Origin of the sequence: Paracoccus rhizosphaerae (genome assembly GCF_026162645.1) — a bacterium.
GTDB classification, from domain to species: domain Bacteria; phylum Pseudomonadota; class Alphaproteobacteria; order Rhodobacterales; family Rhodobacteraceae; genus Paracoccus; species Paracoccus rhizosphaerae.
Map to the genome: position 1 here is coordinate 14,396 of NZ_JAOTBE010000004.1, position 18,012 is coordinate 32,407.

At 66.6% G+C, this 18,012-nt stretch carries 17 protein-coding genes; 6 read left to right on the forward strand and 11 right to left on the reverse strand.

Features of this window, described 5'->3' with window-relative positions:
• Window positions 1-5: 5 nt before the first annotated feature.
• The 5 genes from OC184_RS02875 to OC184_RS02895 form a co-directional block, all read right to left on the reverse strand.
• A complete protein-coding gene (locus OC184_RS02875; protein ID WP_265505686.1) occupies window positions 6-419 on the reverse strand; it encodes a BLUF domain-containing protein in 414 nt (137 codons plus the stop codon).
• A 69-nt stretch (window positions 420-488) separates the two neighbouring features.
• Entirely contained in the window at window positions 489-914 is a 426-nt protein-coding gene (locus tag OC184_RS02880; protein WP_265505687.1) for a BLUF domain-containing protein, read from the reverse strand.
• Entirely contained in the window at window positions 904-2,877 is a 1,974-nt protein-coding gene (gene rpoD / locus OC184_RS02885; protein WP_265505688.1) for an RNA polymerase sigma factor RpoD, read from the reverse strand. The genes OC184_RS02880 and rpoD overlap by 11 nt, the downstream gene beginning before the upstream one ends.
• 149 nt (window positions 2,878-3,026) lie before the next feature.
• The gene (gene dnaG, locus OC184_RS02890) at window positions 3,027-4,949 is read right to left on the reverse strand and encodes a DNA primase (protein WP_265505689.1); all 1,923 of its coding nucleotides are present in this window, start codon (window positions 4,947-4,949) and stop codon (window positions 3,027-3,029) included.
• Between the two features lie 72 nt (window positions 4,950-5,021).
• Complete coding sequence (locus OC184_RS02895) at window positions 5,022-5,606, reverse strand: TetR family transcriptional regulator (protein WP_265505690.1); 585 nt, start codon at window positions 5,604-5,606, stop codon at window positions 5,022-5,024.
• Window positions 5,607-5,693: 87 nt separating this feature from the next.
• On the opposite strand from OC184_RS02895, the gene OC184_RS02900 reads away from it, so the two are divergent.
• Both OC184_RS02900 and OC184_RS02905 read left to right on the forward strand, forming a co-directional pair.
• Window positions 5,694-5,936, forward strand: a complete 243-nt coding sequence (locus OC184_RS02900) for a hypothetical protein (protein WP_265505691.1) — start codon at window positions 5,694-5,696, stop codon at window positions 5,934-5,936.
• Window positions 5,937-5,992: 56 nt separating this feature from the next.
• Entirely contained in the window at window positions 5,993-7,162 is a 1,170-nt protein-coding gene (locus OC184_RS02905; RefSeq protein WP_265505692.1) for an alpha-hydroxy acid oxidase, read from the forward strand.
• 14 nt (window positions 7,163-7,176) lie between these two features.
• Here the strand turns inward: OC184_RS02905 and OC184_RS02910 are convergent, their stop codons facing one another.
• Window positions 7,177-8,175: an acyltransferase family protein gene (locus tag OC184_RS02910; RefSeq protein WP_265505693.1), complete on the reverse strand. Its 999-nt coding sequence runs from the start codon at window positions 8,173-8,175 to the stop codon at window positions 7,177-7,179.
• Between the two features lie 204 nt (window positions 8,176-8,379).
• On the opposite strand from OC184_RS02910, the gene OC184_RS02915 reads away from it, so the two are divergent.
• The 3 genes from OC184_RS02915 (at window position 8,380) to gluQRS (ending at window position 11,251) form a co-directional block, all read left to right on the forward strand.
• Window positions 8,380-8,997, forward strand: coding sequence for a 50S ribosomal protein L25/general stress protein Ctc (locus tag OC184_RS02915; protein WP_265505694.1), 618 nt, complete (start codon window positions 8,380-8,382; stop codon window positions 8,995-8,997).
• Between the two features lie 98 nt (window positions 8,998-9,095).
• Entirely contained in the window at window positions 9,096-10,433 is a 1,338-nt protein-coding gene (gene trmFO, locus OC184_RS02920) for a methylenetetrahydrofolate--tRNA-(uracil(54)-C(5))-methyltransferase (FADH(2)-oxidizing) TrmFO (RefSeq protein ID WP_265505695.1), read from the forward strand.
• The gene (gene gluQRS, locus OC184_RS02925) at window positions 10,415-11,251 is read left to right on the forward strand and encodes a tRNA glutamyl-Q(34) synthetase GluQRS (protein WP_265505696.1); all 837 of its coding nucleotides are present in this window, start codon (window positions 10,415-10,417) and stop codon (window positions 11,249-11,251) included. The genes trmFO and gluQRS overlap by 19 nt, the downstream gene beginning before the upstream one ends.
• Window positions 11,252-11,275: 24 nt before the next feature.
• Here the strand turns inward: gluQRS and hisI are convergent, their stop codons facing one another.
• Window positions 11,276-11,632 (reverse strand): phosphoribosyl-AMP cyclohydrolase, encoded by a 357-nt coding sequence (hisI, locus tag OC184_RS02930; protein ID WP_265505697.1) that lies wholly within the window; start codon window positions 11,630-11,632, stop codon window positions 11,276-11,278.
• A gap of 73 nt (window positions 11,633-11,705) precedes the next feature.
• Between hisI and OC184_RS02935 the strand changes: the two genes are divergently transcribed.
• Window positions 11,706-12,143, forward strand: coding sequence for an iron-sulfur cluster assembly scaffold protein (locus OC184_RS02935; RefSeq protein ID WP_265505698.1), 438 nt, complete (start codon window positions 11,706-11,708; stop codon window positions 12,141-12,143).
• A 289-nt stretch (window positions 12,144-12,432) separates the two neighbouring features.
• Here OC184_RS02935 and recG read toward each other — a convergent pair whose 3' ends face one another.
• The 4 genes from recG to sciP form a co-directional block, all read right to left on the reverse strand.
• Window positions 12,433-14,529 carry an ATP-dependent DNA helicase RecG gene (gene recG / locus OC184_RS02940; protein WP_265505699.1) on the reverse strand — a complete coding sequence of 699 codons (2,097 nt, stop codon included), beginning with the start codon at window positions 14,527-14,529 and terminating at the stop codon, window positions 12,433-12,435.
• Window positions 14,526-16,706, reverse strand: a complete 2,181-nt coding sequence (gene ligA / locus OC184_RS02945; RefSeq protein WP_265505700.1) for an NAD-dependent DNA ligase LigA — start codon at window positions 16,704-16,706, stop codon at window positions 14,526-14,528. Before ligA ends, recG begins: the two co-directional genes overlap by 4 nt.
• A 101-nt stretch (window positions 16,707-16,807) precedes the next feature.
• On the reverse strand, window positions 16,808-17,518 hold the full coding sequence (ctrA, locus tag OC184_RS02950; RefSeq protein WP_265505701.1) for a response regulator transcription factor CtrA: 711 nt from the start codon (window positions 17,516-17,518) through the stop codon (window positions 16,808-16,810).
• A 91-nt stretch (window positions 17,519-17,609) separates the two neighbouring features.
• Window positions 17,610-17,894 (reverse strand): CtrA inhibitor SciP, encoded by a 285-nt coding sequence (gene sciP / locus OC184_RS02955; protein ID WP_265505702.1) that lies wholly within the window; start codon window positions 17,892-17,894, stop codon window positions 17,610-17,612.
• Window positions 17,895-18,012: the final 118 nt, after the last annotated feature.

The following is an 18,012-nucleotide window of genomic DNA, read 5'->3' on the forward strand; positions in this document are numbered from 1 at the left end:
TCGACCTATGCCCTGATCTCGCGCAGGAAGGTGCCGATGCTTCCAACGGAACTGTCATCCCGCCGCTGAAGCCAGTCCATCAGCGAACCCGCCGTCCTGTCCGAGTAGCGCATCTGCCAGTCGGGGAACAGCCGCCGCGGCAATTTCCCCTGGTCAAGGACCGTCATGTCCAGGTGGCGCGAATCGTCGCGCAGCTTGTCCAGCAGCCGGAACAAGACAATGGGCGGCCCTTCCAGCCACTGGAAGAACAGTCCGTCCTCGTGATGCAGGCAGCCGGTCAATTCCATCCGCCGGTTGTTCTCTGCCGACCTCTCGATGATGCCGGAGATTTCGTCGGCCGTCATGTGGGGCAGAGCGACGCTTCGATAGAGGCAGAAGCCGACCTCTTCCGGCGCATCGCCATTGTTCATATCGCGCATGATCGCACCTCCCGTCAGGGGATGTTGACCGTCCCTGCACATGATGCAAGCCGCGACCTGCGCGGTATTTTAAGCAGCGACCGACATCAGGAAGGCGGTGATCCCGCCGGCATAGTCGCCGCGATGCACGGTCGAGTTGTCGGATACCGCGAACCAGTCCATCAGCGAGGCGCGATCGCGGTCGGAAAACCGCATCCGCCAGTCCTGGAACCGTCGATAATCCAGCGCGCCCTCGTCCAGAACCTCAAGGTTCAGGTGACGCGGGTCCTGGTCCAGAAGCGCGATCAGTTGCAGCAGCGCCGGCGCCGGGCCCTCCAGCCACTGAAAGAACAGCCCGTCCTCGTGATGCAGGCAACCGGTCAGGCCAAGCTGCTGGTTGCGCCGCCGCGCCTCGGTCAGGATGTCATGCATGTCGCCCTGGTCCAGGCCAGGGCGTGCCGTGCTGCGATAAAGAAAGAAGCCGAGGCCGTCGACGCTGTCCAATCTACTGGTCAAGGAAGGACCGCAGCTTTCTGCTCCGCGAGGGGTGCTTGAGCTTGCGCAGCGCCTTCGCCTCGATCTGACGAATCCGTTCACGCGTGACGCTGAACTGCTGGCCGACTTCTTCCAGCGTGTGGTCGGTGTTCATGCCGATGCCGAAGCGCATCCGCAGCACGCGTTCTTCGCGAGGGGTCAAACTGGCCAGGACGCGGGTCGTGGTCTCCTTCAGGTTTTCCTGAATGGCGCTGTCCAGCGGCAGGACGGCGTTCTTGTCCTCGATGAAGTCGCCGAGTTGGCTGTCCTCCTCGTCCCCGATCGGGGTTTCGAGGCTGATCGGCTCCTTGGCGATCTTCATCACCTTGCGAACCTTCTCCAGCGGCATCTGGAGCTTCTCGGCCAGTTCCTCGGGGGTCGGCTCGCGGCCGATCTCGTGCAGCATCTGGCGGCCGGTACGGACCAGCTTGTTGATCGTCTCGATCATGTGGACCGGAATGCGGATGGTCCGGGCCTGGTCCGCAATCGAGCGCGTGATCGCCTGACGGATCCACCAGGTCGCATAGGTCGAGAACTTGTAGCCGCGGCGATACTCGAACTTGTCCACGGCCTTCATCAGGCCGATGTTGCCTTCCTGGATCAGATCCAGGAACTGCAGGCCGCGGTTCGTGTATTTCTTGGCGATGCTGATGACCAGGCGCAGGTTGGCCTCGACCATCTCCTTCTTGGCCTGACGGGCTTCCTTTTCGCCGCGCTGGACCTGGGCCACGATGCGGCGGAATTCCTCGATGTCGACGCCGACATACTGGCCCACCTCGGCCATGTCGCCGCGCAACTTCTCGACCTGGTCGCGCGACCGCTCGAACAGCGCCTGCCAGCCGCGGCCGGCCTGACCGGACATGCGGTCCATCCAGTTCGGATCAAGCTCGGACCCGCGATAGGCGTCGATGAACTCGCGGCGGTTGATGCGGGCCGCGTCGGCCAGCTTGACCATGCCGCTGTCGATCGTGACGATCCGGCGGTTGATGCCGTAAAGCTGGTCGACCAGCGCTTCGATCCGGCCGTTGTTCAGGTGCAGCGAGTTCACCAGGACGACGATTTCCGAACGCAACGCCTGATAGTCGCTCTCGGCGGTGGCCGAGAAGCTGTCGTCCTCGTTCAGGGTCGCGGACATGCGCTGGTCCTGCATGTCGGCCAGACGCTCATAATAGAGCGCAATGGCTTCCAGCGTTTCCAGGACCTTGGGCTTGAGGCTCGCCTCCATCGCCGCCAGCGACAGGTTGGCGCCCTCGTCGTCCTCGTCGTCGTCCTCGGTGCGCAGGGGGTTGCCGTCGGCGTCGTATTCCTCGCGCTTGGGGGCGGCCTCGGAGGTCTCGCCCTCGACAGTCAATTCCTCCTCGTCGCCCTCCTCGCCGTCGACGGCCTGGCCAAAGGTGGTTTCAAGGTCGATGACGTCGCGCAGCAGGATCTCCTCGTCCAGAAGCTCCTCGCGCCACAGGGTGATGGCCTTGAAGGTCAGCGGGCTTTCGCAAAGGCCCGCGATCATCGTGTTGCGGCCGGCCTCGATGCGCTTGGCGATGGCGATCTCGCCCTCGCGCGAAAGCAGTTCGACGCTGCCCATCTCGCGCAGGTACATGCGGACAGGATCGTCGGTGCGGTCCAGCTTTTCCGTCTCGGTCGCCGCAACGGCGACCTCGCGCGATCCCGACCCGGTGGTGACGACGGCACCGCCTTCGGATTCCTCGCCGCCTTCCTCATCCTCGATGACGTTGATGCCCATCTCGGACAGCATCGACATCACGTCCTCGATCTGTTCGCTGCTGACCTGATCGGGCGGCAGGACCGAGTTCAGCTGGTCGTAGGTGATGTAACCACGCTCTCGCGCCTCGGCGATCATCTTCTTGACCGCCGCCTGACTCATGTCCAGCGAATGGGCATTGTCGTCCTTATCGGTTTTTTCGTGGTCATCGTCCTTGGCGGCCATCCGGGGGCTCCTTCTCGGCGGTCTCGGGCGGGCGATTCGCGGGCTGGGCCGAATCGTCGCGAAAGAAATTCGTATCTAACGCGCTTCCGGGCCGAATCAAAGGCCGTCCGCGCGGATGATTCGCGACCGGCTGCGGACGCGCATCGTGGTCATTTTCCCGAAGGCTTGCGCCAGATCTGGCCGCTGAGCCAGTCGGACAACTGCGCCGACAGGGCGGTACGGTCCTCGTTCAGGTCGCTGCTGACCTCCAGCTCGGGACGCTCGGCCCGGTGACGGGCGCGGGCGATCTGGCTGATGCGCCACGTCAGCCCTTCGTCGGCTTCGCCTTGTATCTCTGATTCGGCGCGGGCGAGTTCATGGCTGGCGGCGCGCTCGGCCTCGAGACGATCGAGCAGGTTGTCCAGAATGGCGGCTGCGGCCTCGTCCTCTTGCTGGTGGATCACTGCGGGGGTCAGGCCCAGATGGGCGTCGCGGCGGAGCGTTTCAAGTCCGCGACGACCGGCGGCGCTGTCGCCCTGCGTCAGCAGATCGTGAAGCAGTGCGGCACGATCGGCGTCCTGCGGCAGCAGCTTTTCCAGCCGCGCCTCGGCCAGGGGAACCACTGCGGGTCGAAGCGCGCAGATCAGCAGCGCGGCACCTTCAAGGATGTCCGCGCCCCTGGCGGGTGCAGAGAAGTTGCCGGGCAGGAACGGCGCGCGCGGGGCCATCGAAGCCCCTCCGCGCCGGACCGGGCTGCGCCCGGCCGTCCCTTGCCGCGCCCCCTGCCCCGGAGGGCGCTGGCGGTTTCCCGGACCGAAAAGCTCCCACCGCTTTCGGCGGATCTCCTCGGTGTAGTGGTTGCGGGTCAGCTCATCAGGAATGCGGCCGATGGCCTCTTGCAGGCGCCGGTCCAGCGCGGCCTTGCGTTCGGGGCTGTCGAAGACTTGCCCTTCGGTCTCTCGCGTCCAAAGCAGATCCAAGAGCGGGCGGGCCTGATCCAGAAGCGCCGCCATCGCGCCCGGTCCGGCAGACTTGATCAGGTCGTCGGGGTCCTGCCCTGCCGGCAGGATGACGAAGCGCAGCGCCTGGCCGTGCCCCGTCAGCGGCAGCGCCAGGTCGATCAGCCGCTGCGCCGCCCGCTGGCCGGCCGCGTCGCCGTCGAGTGCGATGATCGGTTCGGGCGAGAGGCGCCACATGAGGCGCAGCTGTTCCTCGGTGATGGCGGTGCCGAGGGGGGCGACGGCGCCTTCGAACCCGGCACGGGCCAAGGCGATGACGTCCATGTAACCCTCGGCCACCACGAGCCGCTGGCCCTTCGAGACGGCGCTGCGCGCGGGGCCGAGGTTGTAGAGGTTGCGGCCCTTGTCGAAGAGCGCCGTTTCCGGGCTGTTGAGATACTTGGCGCGGGCGTTCGGGTCCATGGCGCGGCCGCCGAAGCCGATGCAGCGGCCTTGGCCGTCGCGGATCGGGAAGATGATGCGGCCCCGGAACCGGTCGTAGGCTGCGCCGCCGCCATCGGGGCGCGCGGACATGCCGGCCTCGACGATCTGCGCCTCGTCGAACCCCTTCTCCCGCAGGGCGCCAGTCAGGGCGTGGCGGCTGTCGGGGGCGAAGCCGATCTCGAACCGGTCCAGCGCGGCGGCGTCGAGGCCGCGGCGGGCCAGATAATCGCGGGCGTCGGCGGCGGCGCCCGTTTGCAGCTGCAGCCGGAACCAGCGGCAGGCAGCTTCGGTCACGTCCAGAAGCTTCGTCCGCCGGTCGGTGCGTTCGCGTGCCCGCGGGTCGGGTTCGGGCATCGTCAGCCCGGCCTCGGCCGCCAGCAGCTTGACGGCCTCGATGAACTCCAGCCCGTCGTGGTCGCGCAGGAAGGACACCACGTCCCCCTTCGCCTGGCACCCGAAGCAGTAGTAGAAGCCCTTCTGGTCGTCGCAGTGGAAGCTGGCAGACTTTTCCTGGTGGAAGGGGCATGGCGCCCACCAGTCGCCGCGGGCCTGGTTCGACTTGCGCAGGTCCCACGTCACCTTCTTGCCGATCACGCTGCTGATCGGGACGCGGTTGCGAATCTCGTCGAGGAAACCGGGAGGCAGGGACATGGGCGCCATTATCCGGGATGGCGGAAGGAGCGGCAAGCGCCGGATCAGGGGTATTTGGGCAAAGAAGAAGCGTTACGCGCCCACCGCCCCGCGGGCCAGCCCCCAGTAGATCTGCATGATCCGGGCGCGGTCGAGGCGCCCGCCTTCGCGATACCAGTTGGTCACGCCGGTCAGCATGGCGATCAGCGCCAGCGTGGTCAGCTTGGCGTCCTCGATCCGCATCGTCCCGGCGGCCACACCATCGCGGAGGATGTCTTCAAGAGCGGCCTCGTACCGGCCGCGCAGGTCGGCGATGCGCGCGAAATTATCGGGGCTGAGGTTGCGAAGTTCCATGTAGGACAGGAAGACGGCGTCCGGGTGATCGAGGCTGAAGCCGATATGGAAGTCTACGAAACGGTGCAGGCGTGCCAGCGGGTCGGCCAGCGGGTCGTCGCGCCACGCGGCCAGCAGATCCTGCATGTGCGTTTCCAGAAGGTCGAAGAGAAGCGCCTGCTTGTCGGTCGTATACGCATAGAGGGCGCCGGCCTGCACGCCCACGGCGGCCGCGATCTGGCGCATCGACACGGCCGCATAGCCCTGCCGCGCGAAAAGGCGGCGGGCTTCGTCGCGAAGCAGGGGGCCGGTGATCTCGGCGCGGGAACCTTGGGTGCGGGCCATCGGAACCTGTTAGCCCGAGGTGGGATGGCTTGGAAAGCACGAACACCGCCGTTGCCCATGCCGGGGCGGCGGCGTAACCATCTTGCCATGAGATATGCGATCATCCTTGCCCTGCTGCTGACGGCCTGCACCGAAGGCGCCGATTATCCCCGGCTGCTGCCAACCGAACAGTTGCTGAGCCCGCCGGACGTGCCTGACCATGCCGCGGCTGCCAGCCCGGCTGCGGTCGAGGAGGACGCCTTGTCCCGCGCCGAGGCGCTGCGGGCGCGGGCCAAGGCGCTGCAGGGCCCGGTGGTCGACCCGTCCCTGAGGCGGCGGGCCGGCGCATGATTGCATGACACCTTGCCGCTGGTTAGAACGACCTACCAGCTGGAAAGGGTCTGCTCATGCCGGTGATCACCTCGATAGACGACCTCAAGGCGCTGCACCGCGCGCGGACGCCGAAGATGTTCTACGACTATGCCGAATCGGGCAGCTATACCGAACAGACGTTCCGTGAGAACACCACCGACTTCGCCCGGCTGAAGCTGCGCCAGAAGGTGGCCGTCGACATGTCGAACCGGAGGATCGCCCGCGATATCGTGGGCCTGCCGGCGACGATGCCGGTGGCGCTGGCGCCCGTGGGACTGACCGGCATGCAGCATGCCGACGGGGAGATCCACGCGGCGCGAGCGGCCGAAAAGTTCGGTGTCCCATTCTGCCTGTCGACGATGTCGATCTGCTCGATCGAGGACGTCGCCCAGCACACGACCAAGCCCTTCATGTTCCAGCTCTATGTGATGAAGGACCAGGATTTCTTGGCCGCGATCATCGAACGCGCCAAGGCCGCGAACTGCAGCGCGCTGGTGCTGACGCTGGACCTGCAGATCCTGGGCCAGCGGCACAAGGACCTGAAGAACGGGCTGTCCGCCCCGCCCAAGATGACACTGCCGACGATGCTGGACCTGGCGACCCGCTGGCGATGGGGCATGGGCATGCTGCGCACCAGGCGCCGGCATTTCGGCAACATCGTCGGCCATGCCAAGGGCGTCGGCGACACCTCGAGCCTGATGAGCTGGACGGCCGAGCAGTTCGACGAGCGGCTGGACTGGGACAAGATCGCGGCGATCCGCGACATGTGGGGCGGCAAGCTGATCCTGAAGGGCATCCTGGACCCCGAAGACGCGCGCATCGCGGCCGATTTCGGCGCCGACGCCATTGTCGTCAGCAACCATGGCGGGCGGCAGCTGGACGGCGCGCTGTCCTCGATTCGCATGCTGCCGCATATCGTCAAGGCGGTGGGCGACCGGGTCGAGGTGCACATGGACAGCGGCATCCGGTCGGGCCAGGACGTGCTCAAGGCGCTGGCGCTAGGGGCGCGTTCGACCTGGATCGGCCGGGCCTGGGTGCACGGGCTTGGCGCCATGGGCGAGGCCGGGGTGACGCGCGCGCTGGAGGTCATCCACAAGGAGCTGGACATCAGCATGGCGCTGTGCGGAGAGCGTGACCTGGCGAACGTGGGCCGCCAGAACCTGCTGATCCCCCGCGGCTTCCTCGACGAATACGAGATCGCCTGAGCGCGGGACTGGCGTCAGCTTCTGGGCGCCGAGGAGGTTCGCGACAGCTTCCGGTTGATCCCGCTGACGATCGGGACATGCGGCAGCGCCATGGCCGACAGGAACGGCACGACGATCGCCGTCGCCAGGACCAGCCACATGTGGGTGATGCCGATCGTGATGAAGGCGAAGATGATCCCGATATGCATCAGGTAGATGAGGACCGATGCGCTGGACAGGTTCAGGCGCGTCGCGGGAACGTCCATCCGCATCACTGCCATCACGATCAGCACCGGCACAAGGTAGAGCATCACTGGAAACTCTGGCGGGTCCTTCAGCGGAACGGCCCCCGCGTCCATCAGCCAGCGCACCTCGACCAGCCTCAGGACCAGCAGGACGGCGACCAGCCCCCACAGCGGCAGGGCCTTCGGCAGCGCCGCGCGACCCCGCCGCGCGACCCAGTGCGCCAGCAGGAACCCCTCGACCACGAACGGCAGCAGATAGAGGACATTCGCCCGCCGCAGAGCGAACCATGGCCCGACGAAGGCGTAACGGTCGTTGTACTGCGCCAGCGTCGCCACGATGGCCGCCAGAACCGCGGCGGCGGCCAGCGCCGTGCCTTGATGTCGGACTGGGACCGTCTGGCGCACCAGCCAGATGATCGCCACGATCTGGACCAGGCACGCGACATACCACAAGTGCATCGGACCGTTCAGGACCTGGTGCAGGACCTCGGCACCACTCTCGACCAGGCGCAGCCAGAGCGGCGCATAGATGATCACCCAGGTCGCATAGAGGATGACCAGCCCGCGCAGCCACCCCGACAAGCGATTGCGGGTCGCCGTATGATAAAGGCCGAAGCCCGACAGCAGCGCGAAGGTCGGCACCACCAGCCGCAGCAGCCCGTAACCGATCTCGGTCATCCAGCGGAATTCATAGCCGGTCATCAGGACCGTATGCGCAAAGACCACGCAGCACGCCAGGATCACGCGAAGATAGTCGATCGAGGGATAGCGGTTCGTGACGGGCGACATGGACAATTACAACCTTGGACGTTCCCCGGCCGATGTCGCTTCAACCTACGGCACCGGTCCATCCGTAAAAAGCCATGGCGGTTCATCCGTCAACGAAAATGTGTGATCCCATCTTTCAAATGGGCCGGACATGCGCTATGGGCACCGCTTGCCGCCACGCACCCTTGGAGGGTGGCGGCCTCAACATGGTTAAGGATGAAAGACATGGCCAAAGAGATTCCGGATCTGGTGGCCGAGGCACGCGCGGGGACAGGCAAGGGGGCCGCCCGCCAAGCTCGCCGCGAAGGCAAGGTGCCCGGCATCGTCTACGGCGACGGCAAAGAGCCCGTTGCCCTGGCGTTCGACTTCAACAAGCTTCTGACCCAACTGCGCGCCGGTCGCTTCATGTCCACGCTGTGGAACCTGAAGGTCGACGGCCAGGACGACGTCCGCGTCATCTGCCGCGGCGTTCAGCGCGACGTCGTGAAGGATCTGCCGATCCACATCGACTTCATGCGCCTGCGCCGCACCTCGAAGGTGAACCTGTTCATCCCGGTCGAGTTCGTGAACCACGAGAAGTGCCCCGGCCTGAAGAAGGGCGGCACCCTGGTCACCGTCCGCGCCGAGGTCGAGCTGATCGTGACCGCGGGCGACATCCCGGACCACATCACCGTGGACCTGGAAGGCCTGGAAGTGGGCAGCACGATCCACATCAACGACGCGGCCCTGCCCGAGGGCGTGAAGCCGGTGATCGACCGCAACTTCGTGATCGCCAACATCGCCGCCCCGTCGGCGCTTCGTTCGGAAGACTCGGCCGAGGAAGAAGCCACCGCCGAGGAGTGATCCCGCGCGCTTCGGTCGCATGACCATCGGGCGGTGCCATTGGCGCCGCCCTTTCCATATCAGGGCCGCTTTGCTAGCCCGACCGCATGGAGACACGCATGGAACCCGTCCACATCGTCGGCGCCGGCCTGGCCGGGTCCGAGGCCGCCTGGCAGATTGCCCGCGCCGGCGTCCCGGTCGTCCTGCACGAGATGCGCCCCACCGTCGAAACCTTTGCCCACCGCACCGGCGACTGCGCCGAGATGGTGTGCTCGAACAGCTTCCGCTCGGATGACGACGTGATGAACGCGGTCGGCCTGCTTCACTGGGAAATGCGTGCGGCCGGCGGGCTGATCATGCAGACGGCCGACCGCCACCGCCTGCCCGCGGGCGGCGCGCTGGCCGTGGACCGCGACGCCTTCTCGGCCGCCGTGACCGCCGCCCTGCAGGCCGAGCCGCTGATCGATATCCGCCCAGGAGAGATCACCAAGCTTCCATCCGACGGCAACTGGATCGTGGCGACGGGGCCGCTGACCTCTGACGCTTTGGCCGGGGCCATCCGAGAGGTCACCGGGACGGACGCGCTGGCCTTCTTCGACGCCATCGCCCCCATCGTCCATGCCGACACCATCGACATGAGCATCGCATGGGAGCAGAGCCGCTATGACAAGGGCGAGACCGAGGCCGAGCAGAAGGCCTATATCAACTGCCCGATGACCAAGCCCGAATACGAGGCCTTCATCGACGCCCTCCTGGCCGCCGACAAGGCCGAGTTCCACGAGGGCGAGACCGCAGGCTATTTCGACGGCTGCCTGCCCATCGAGGTCATGGCCGAACGTGGGCGAGAGACGCTGCGCCACGGCCCGATGAAGCCCGTGGGCCTGACAAACGCGCACAAGCCGCAGGAGAAGGCCTATGCGGTGGTGCAGCTGCGCCGGGACAACTCGCTCGGCACGCTCTACAACATCGTGGGCTTCCAGACGAAGATGAAATACGGCGCGCAGACGCAGGTGTTTCGGATGATCCCCGGCCTGCAGGACGCAAGTTTCGCCCGGCTGGGCGGCATCCACCGCAACAGTTTCCTGAATTCGCCTACGCTGCTGGACGACCACATGCGCCTGCGCCCGCGGCCGAACCTGCGCTTCGCGGGCCAGGTCACGGGGGTCGAGGGCTATGTCGAAAGCGCAGCAATGGGGCTTCTGGCCGGGCGCATGGCCGCCGCGCAGGCGCAGGGGCGCGATCTGCCCCCTCCGCCCTTCACCACGGCCATGGGGGCATTGGTCAACCACATCACCGGCGGCGCCGAGGCCAAGACCTTCCAGCCGATGAACGTGAACTTCGGCCTGTTCCCTCCGCTGGAGGACGCGCGCAGCGGCCGCCGCGGGCGCAAGGATCGCTATCCCGCCTATACGCAGCGCGCCAAGGACGACTTCACCGCATGGCTGGCCGCGCAGTAACACGCTTTGCGCCATCGCCCACGGGGCTATTGCACCTTGGTCATGCCTTTTCGGCCCTGACGGCGGCGGCTCATGGCTGGTTCCACCTGCGGATCGAGGATATCGACCGCGATCGCTGCAAGCCGGAATTCGAAACGGCGATCCATGACGACCTGTCCTGGCTGGGGCTGGACTGGCCGCAGCCGGTGATGCGGCAGTCGGATCGCCTGCCCGCTTATCAGGCGGCGCTGGCGCGGCTGGCACCGCTGACCTATCCCTGCCGCTGCCGCCGCGGCGACATCCGCGCGGCGTTGTCCGCGCCGCAAGAAGGGGCATTGCCAGCAGGACCCGACGGGCTGATCTATCCCGGCACCTGCCGCGGTCGTGACATTCGGGATGCCGGGCCGGACGACGTGATCCGGCTGGACGCTGGCCGTGCCTTCGACGCCCTGGGCATCGACCGGATCGCATTCCGGGACCAGGTGATCATGCCCGGTAACGATCATGGCCTGACGCGGGACCAGTTCCTGGACGGCATCGGCGACGTCATCCTGTCGCGGCGCGGCATGGGGACATCCTATCATCTTGCGGTCGTCGTGGACGACGCGACGCAGGGGATCACGCTGGTCACGCGGGGGAAGGACCTCTTCGATTCAACGTATATTCATGTCCTGCTGCAGCGCCTGCTGGACCTGCCGACGCCGGACTACCTGCACCACCGGCTGATCCGCGACGACGCCGGCAGGCGGCTGGCCAAGCGCGACGACGCCCGCGCGATCCGCCATTACCGCGATGCCGGTGTCACGCCCGCCGACATCCGCCGCATGATCGGCCTGTGACCGACTGCGCCGACAGGCGCGATTCTAGGCTATCGGCTCCATGATGACGGTCTCGGCCCCGTCGCGGACCGCGGTATAGAAGCAGCTGCGCCGGTTGGTGTGACAGGCGGGCCCCTCCTGATCGACCAGCACCAGAAGGCAGTCGCGATCGCAATCGACCCGCAGCTCGACCAGCTTCTGGACGTGGCCCGAACTTTCACCCTTGACCCAGAACGACTGGCGAGAGCGCGACCAATAGGTGACGCGCCCGCTCTCCAGCGTGCGGGCCACCGAATCGGCATTCATCCAGGCCATCATCAGCACCTCGCCCGTGCCGGCATCCTGCGCGATCGCCGGGATCAGGCCGGAGGCGTCGTATTTCAGGCTGAGTGGGTCGAACATCGGGTTTCCTTTCGCGCGGCGCGTCCCTATCTAGCGCTGATGGCAGCGGTGCAAAAGCCCGGGCGGAGGATTGATGGCCGACAGCGATCTCATGCAGCTCTATTCGCGCCGGATCCTGGCGCTGACGACGGCCATCCCGCACCAGGGCCGGCTGGAGGAACCGCAGGCCACCGTGCAGCGCCGGTCACCGCAATGCGGGTCGTCCGTGACCGTGCACCTGTCGATGCATGACGGCCGGATCAGCGACTTCGCGCAAGAGGTTCGGGCCTGCGCCTTGGGCCAAGCGTCGGCGTCCGTGCTTGGTCAGGCCGTGGTCGGCATGGATCGCGCAGGGCTTTCTGCCGCGCGCGACCAGCTGCGCGCGATGCTCAAGGAAGATGCCCCGGCGCCCGGCGCACCCTTTGCCGATCTCGAGGCGCTGACGCCCGCGCGGGAATACCCGAACCGCCATGCCTCGATCATGCTGGCCTGGGATGCCACAATCGAGGCAATGGACCAGGCGCTTTCCTGATTTCCTTTAGCTTTCTATGAAAAGGACCGGCCCCTGCCAGGGCCGGTCAGTTGCGCGTGCTTGGGGCGGACGGCGCACAGGCGGGGCGCCGGCCTTGCAACGCGGGGCAGCTTAAATGTGCAGGATCGCGGGCAACCAGAGGACCGCCACGGTAATGAGGGCGACCGAGGCGACTCCGGCAATGTCACAGGCAAGATCACGTGTCATGGGCAGCAACTCCTCTTTGTTGCTGCTTTGTTCTCATGTTCCTGCGATTCGGTAAAGAACTTTTTAAGAACATTCGGTTTGGTCAGCCGACCTGAATCAGCCGAATCGCCTGATCCTGCTGCATCAGCCACATCAGCTGCCGGATGGCTTGCCCTCGTGGTCCGTCCAGCGCCGGCTCGCGTTCCAGCAGGGCGCGGGCATCCTGTCGGGCCACGGCCATCAGCCCGGACTGATGTTCCAAGTCCGCGATGCGGAACCGTGGCAGACCCGATTGCGCGGTGCCAATGACGTCGCCCGCGCCCCGCATCTCGAGGTCGACCTCGGCGATGCGAAAGCCGTCCTCGGTGTCGCGCAGCGTGGTCAGCCTTCGGGCGCCGGCTTCGTTCAGCGGAGGGTGATACATCAAGAGGCAGGTCGAGGCGCCCGTCCCGCGTCCGACCCGGCCCCGCAGCTGGTGCAGCTGCGCCAAGCCAAAGCTCTCGGCCCGTTCGATCACCATGATCGTGGCCTGTGGAACGTCGACCCCTACCTCGATCACCGTAGTGGCGACCAGAAGCTGAGCCCGACCCTGGGCGAAATCGGCCATCGCGGCATCCCGCTGGTCCGGCGGCATCTGGCCATGCACCATGCGCACCGCGTCGCCGAACAGCGCCCGAAGATGCGTGAACCGCGCCTCGGCCGCTGTCAGGTCGGTGACCTCGCTCTCGTCGACCAGGGGGCAGACCCAATAGGCCCTCGCCCCCTGCGCCATGGCGACACGCAGCCGCTCGGTCACCTGATCCAGGCGGCTATCTGCGATCATGACCGTGGTGATCGGCTGTCGGCCCGGCGGCTTCTCGTCCAGCACAGACAGGTCCAGGTCGCCGTATTGCGACAGGGCCAGCGACCGGGGGATCGGCGTCGCCGTCATGATCAGCATGTCGGGCGGCACCTGCCCCTTGGCCGACAGCTCCAGCCGCTGAGCGACGCCGAAGCGGTGCTGTTCGTCAATGATCGCCAGGCGCAGGTCGTGGAACTCGACATCCTTCTGAAAAACGGCATGGGTGCCGACAAGGATGTCGATGCGCCCTTCGGACAGGTCGGTTAGGATCTGGGCGCGCAGGTCCCGTTTGTCGCGGCCGGTCAGTGCCGCCAGCCGGATGCCTGCAGCACGCGCAAGGGGCTCCAGCGCCCTTGCATGCTGACGGGCCAGGATTTCCGTGGGCGCCATCAATACCGCTTGTCCCCCGGCCTCGACGGCGACAAGGGCGGACAGCAGCGCGACCAGAGTCTTGCCCGCCCCCACATCGCCCTGCAGCAGCCGGTTCATGCGGCGGTCACTGGCCATGTCCGCAGCAATCTCGGCAACCGCGCGGGTCTGGGCGGCGGTGGGCGGCCAGGGCAGGCTGTCCAGGACGCGGCGACGCAGCCGGCCGTCGCCGGCGCTGGCGCGGCCCTTCAGGCGGCGCTTGTCGCGGCGGACCAGCGCCAGCGTCATCTGGTGGGCCAGAAACTCGTCATAGGCCAGCCGCGCCCGTGCCGGACTGTCCGGCGACAACGCGGCATGAGAGGTCGGGGCATGCGCCAGCCGCAGCGCCTCGGCAAAGCCGGGCCAGCCGCGTGTGGCGATCAGCTGCGGGTCGATCCATTCTGGCAGTTCGGGCAGGCGCGTCATGGCAGCATCGACCGCCTTGGCCATCGCCTTCTGTGTCAGACCTGTCGATAGCGGATATACCGGCTCGAACTCGGGCGGAGGGTCCTGATCCTCTCGCAGGATGTGGTCCGGGTGGACCATCTGCGCGGCGCCGTCGAACAATTCCAGCTTGCCACTGACAATGCGGCGGCTTCCGACCGGCAGCTGGCTTTCGATCCAGGATTCGCGGGGGCGGAAAAAAACAATGGTCACGTCGTCGGTGCCGTCGCTGCAATGGACGCGCCACGGCCGGCCGCGCACCTGCGGGGCGTGATGCCGGACGACCGTGACGGCGACTGTCACAATTTCGGGGGCGCGGGCATCGGCCAGTCGCTGAATACGCCGGCGGGTGATGCCGCTGGCGGGCAGCGTCAGGATGAGGTCGCGGGGCTTGTCGATGCCCATCTGCTCCAGCGCGGCGCGACCCTTGGGGCCGATGCCCGGCAACGTGTCGATGCCCGCGAACAGCGGGAACAGCGCGGGCGGCCGACCCTTCGGCTGGGTCATCCCGCCCCCGCGATGCGCAGCCATTCATCCTCGTCGATGACGGCGACGCCCAGCTCGGCCGCCTTGGCCGCCTTCGATCCCGCACCCGGCCCGGCGATCAGCAGGTCGGTCTTGGCGCTGACCGAGCCCGCCACCTTGGCGCCCATCGCCTCAGCCCTCGCCTTCGCCTCCGCGCGGGTCATCCGCTCCAGCGTGCCGGTGAAGACCAGTGTCTTGCCGGTGATCTCGGTCTGCAGGTCGCGCAGATCCTCGGCCGGCAGCACCTCGAGCTGGGCGACCAGGCGGTCGATGCCCTGCCGCTCGGCCTCTTGCGAGAAGGTGGTGACCAGCGAATTCACCAGAACGCCGCCAATGCCGTCAATGCCGGTCAGCTCGGCCCAGCTCGGGCTGACGGCCAGCGCGGCGCGGCGCGCCTTGTCGTCGGGGGCCTTGAACGCAGGCTCTTGCGCCGCACCATCGACGGCGGCGACCAGCGCATCCCAGCTGCCAAAGTGCCGGGCGAGCGTCGCGGCGGCCACCTCACCGACATGACGGATGCCGAGGGCAAAGATCAGGCGGGCCAGCGGTATGCGGCGTCTTTCGTCGATGGCGGCAAACAGCTTTTCGGTCGAGCGGGCGCCGAAGCCCTCGCGGTTCTTCAGCTTGCCTAGGTTCCTCGCGTCCCGCGCCGCCAGCGTGAAGATGTCGGCGGGCTCGCGGATCGGCAGGTCCTTGTCGGTGAAGAACATCTCGATCTGCTTGGCGCCGAGGCCGTCGATGTCGAAGGCGGCACGGCCGACGAAGTGCTTCAGCTTCTCGACCGCCTGCGCGGGGCAGATCAGGCCGCCGGTGCAGCGGCGCACGCTGTCGCCCGGTTCCCGGATCGCCTCTGACCCGCATTCGGGGCAGAGCGTCGGGAACTGGAACGGCTGGCTGTCATCCGGCCGGCGCGACAGGTCGACATCGGCGATCTTCGGGATCACGTCGCCCGCGCGATAGATCTGGACCCAGTCGCCTTCGCGGATGTCTCGCCCCTCGCGGATGGGAGCGCCGACGTTGTCGCGCCCGGCGATGTAGTCTTCGTTGTGCAGGGTCGCATTAGACACCACGACGCCGCCGACCGTCACCGGCTCCAGTCGGGCGACGGGGGACAGCGCGCCGGTGCGGCCGACCTGGATCTCGATCCGGTCGAGGCGGGTCCAGGCCAACTCGGCCGGGAACTTGTGCGCCAGCGCCCACCTCGGCGTGGTCGAGCGGAACCCCAGCCGCGCCTGCAGCGCCAGGTCGTTGACCTTGTAGACCACGCCATCAATGTCATAGCCGAGCGTCGAACGCTGCTGCTCGATCCGGCTCCAGGCAGCGATCATCTCGGCCACGCTGGTGCAGAGGCTGGTCAGCGGGTTCGTATGGAAGCCCAGATCACGCAGGCGCTCGACCGCTCCCATCTGGGTGGGGGCCAGCGGCTCGGACAGCTCTCCCCAGCTGTAGGCAAAGAACTTCAGCGGCCGCCGCGCAGTGACGGCAGGGTCGATCTGGCGAAGCGATCCCGCGGCGGCGTTGCGGGGATTCGCGAACACCCGCCCCGCGTCCGAGGCGTTCAACGCCTCGAAATCCGTATGGCTCATGTAGACCTCGCCCCGCACCTCGAGGATCTTCGGCACGTCCCCCGTCAGGCGCTGCGGGATGTCGGCGATGGTTCCGGCGTTGGCGGTGACGTTTTCACCCACGGTGCCGTCGCCGCGCGTGGCCGCCTGCACCAGCGCCCCGTCCTCATACCGCAGCGACAGCGACAGGCCGTCGATCTTCGGCTCGGCCGTCATCTGCAGCGGGGCATCCGCAGACAGGCCGAGGAAGCTGCGCACCCGGGCCGCGAACTCCTCGACGTCGGCATCCGAGAAGGCGTTGCCCAGCGACATCATCCGCTGCGCGTGCTTGACCTTGCCGAAGCCCTCGGCGGGCGCGGCGCCGACCTGGCGCGTCGGGCTGTCGGGGCGGGCAAGCTGTGGGAATGCCTCCTCCAGCGCGGTCAGGCGCGCCTTCAGCGTATCGTAATCGGCATCCGAGATCAGCGGGGCATCTCGGCGGTGATAGGCCTCGTTCGCCTCGGCCACCTGCGCCGACAGGTCGGCGATTTCGGCCGCGGCCTGTTCACGGTCCAGATCGCCGACCGCCGGCCGGTCAGAGATGCTCTGCGCCATCCTCGCCCCCAAAGCCACATCCTTGCGACCGGTCCGCCCGGCCGTCCGTCAGCTGCGGGTATCGCCCAAGGCAGCGCGCTCGTCCAGCCGGCGAAGCGGGTTCAGGCGCCGACAGCCAAGCGTTCGGCCGCGCCGGGGCCTGGATCGCGCAGGACGTATCCGCGCCCCCAGACGGTCTCGATATGGCTGTCGCCGCCCAAAGCCTCCGACAGCTTCTTGCGCAGCTTGCAGATGAAGACGTCGATGATCTTCAGTTCTGGCTCGTCCATCCCGCCATAGAGGTGGTTTAGGAACATCTCTTTCGTCAGGGTGGTGCCCTTGCGCAGGCTGAGCAGTTCCAGGATCTGGTATTCCTTGCCAGTCAGGTTCACCGGCTTGCCCTTGACCTGGACCGAGCGGGCATCGAGGTTCACCACGATCTCTCCGGTCTTGATCAGCGCCTGGCTGTGGCCCTTCGAGCGGCGGATGATCGCCTGGATGCGGGCCTGCAGCTCTTCGCGGTTGAAGGGCTTGGTCATGTAGTCGTCGGCGCCGAAGCCGAAGCCGCGCAGCTTGCTTTCGGTGTCGTCCGAACCGGTCAGGATCAGAATGGGCGTGTCGATGCGCGCCAGCCGCAGGTGGCGCAGCACCTCCATCCCGTGCATGTCGGGCAGGTCCAGGTCCAGAAGGATCAGGTCGTAGTCATAAAGCTTTGCGAGGTCGATCCCCTCCTCACCCATGTCGGTGAGGAACACGTTGTAGCTGGCTGCAGTCAGCATCAATTCGATCGCACGTGCCGTGCTGGGATCATCTTCCACCAAAAGAATACGCATGGCCTGGTTCATTCCCCGATTCGTCAAAAGGTCCTGTCACGACAATCTCGTGAAGACGTTAATATGTCGTTACCGTAGAATTAACTTTGCACTACTCAACCTGCGCTTGTCTATATTTCTGCAGTGCCGTCACTTTCAGCGCCGCCTTGCCGTGACGTGTCACGGCCGCGCACCAGGCATCGAACTCCTCGTCCGACAGGCCATATCGGCGCAGCGCGTCGTCGCGGCTGATCAACCCGTGCGACACGGCTTGGACAACCACCTGCTTGCGGCTGGCGACCCATCGCGTATTGGCCAGAGGCAGGTCCGCCACACTGAGGATGCTGCCGTCTTCCAGCGTCACGATCCGGGGACCAGAGGTTTTCTTCACGAACATGGCAACGCTCCTTCGATCAGGTCCTGCCATCCATCCGCCATTCCGCTTAATCCCCGGTTAGGCGCGGCGGGTTTTCCAACCTCGGCGGGGTTGAGAATGCCCCGCATTTGCATATATT

Bases quoted from the DNA above. Each gene is read 5' to 3' on its own strand.
- OC184_RS02875 (WP_265505686.1), bottom strand. From the start codon at position 419: ATGCGCGATATGAACAATGGCGATGCGCCGGAAGAGGTCGGCTTCTGC.
- rpoD (WP_265505688.1), bottom strand. From the start codon at position 2,877: ATGGCCGCCAAGGACGATGACCACGAAAAAACCGATAAGGACGACAAT.
- dnaG (WP_265505689.1), bottom strand. From the start codon at position 4,949: ATGTCCCTGCCTCCCGGTTTCCTCGACGAGATTCGCAACCGCGTCCCG.
- OC184_RS02895 (WP_265505690.1), bottom strand. From the start codon at position 5,606: ATGGCCCGCACCCAAGGTTCCCGCGCCGAGATCACCGGCCCCCTGCTT.
- OC184_RS02900 (WP_265505691.1), top strand. From the start codon at position 5,694: ATGAGATATGCGATCATCCTTGCCCTGCTGCTGACGGCCTGCACCGAA.
- OC184_RS02905 (WP_265505692.1), top strand. From the start codon at position 5,993: ATGCCGGTGATCACCTCGATAGACGACCTCAAGGCGCTGCACCGCGCG.
- OC184_RS02910 (WP_265505693.1), bottom strand. From the start codon at position 8,175: ATGTCGCCCGTCACGAACCGCTATCCCTCGATCGACTATCTTCGCGTG.
- OC184_RS02915 (WP_265505694.1), top strand. From the start codon at position 8,380: ATGGCCAAAGAGATTCCGGATCTGGTGGCCGAGGCACGCGCGGGGACA.
- trmFO (WP_265505695.1), top strand. From the start codon at position 9,096: ATGGAACCCGTCCACATCGTCGGCGCCGGCCTGGCCGGGTCCGAGGCC.
- gluQRS (WP_265505696.1), top strand. From the start codon at position 10,415: ATGGCTGGCCGCGCAGTAACACGCTTTGCGCCATCGCCCACGGGGCTA.
- hisI (WP_265505697.1), bottom strand. From the start codon at position 11,632: ATGTTCGACCCACTCAGCCTGAAATACGACGCCTCCGGCCTGATCCCG.
- OC184_RS02935 (WP_265505698.1), top strand. From the start codon at position 11,706: ATGGCCGACAGCGATCTCATGCAGCTCTATTCGCGCCGGATCCTGGCG.
- recG (WP_265505699.1), bottom strand. From the start codon at position 14,529: ATGACCCAGCCGAAGGGTCGGCCGCCCGCGCTGTTCCCGCTGTTCGCG.
- ligA (WP_265505700.1), bottom strand. From the start codon at position 16,706: ATGGCGCAGAGCATCTCTGACCGGCCGGCGGTCGGCGATCTGGACCGT.
- ctrA (WP_265505701.1), bottom strand. From the start codon at position 17,518: ATGCGTATTCTTTTGGTGGAAGATGATCCCAGCACGGCACGTGCGATC.
- sciP (WP_265505702.1), bottom strand. From the start codon at position 17,894: ATGTTCGTGAAGAAAACCTCTGGTCCCCGGATCGTGACGCTGGAAGAC.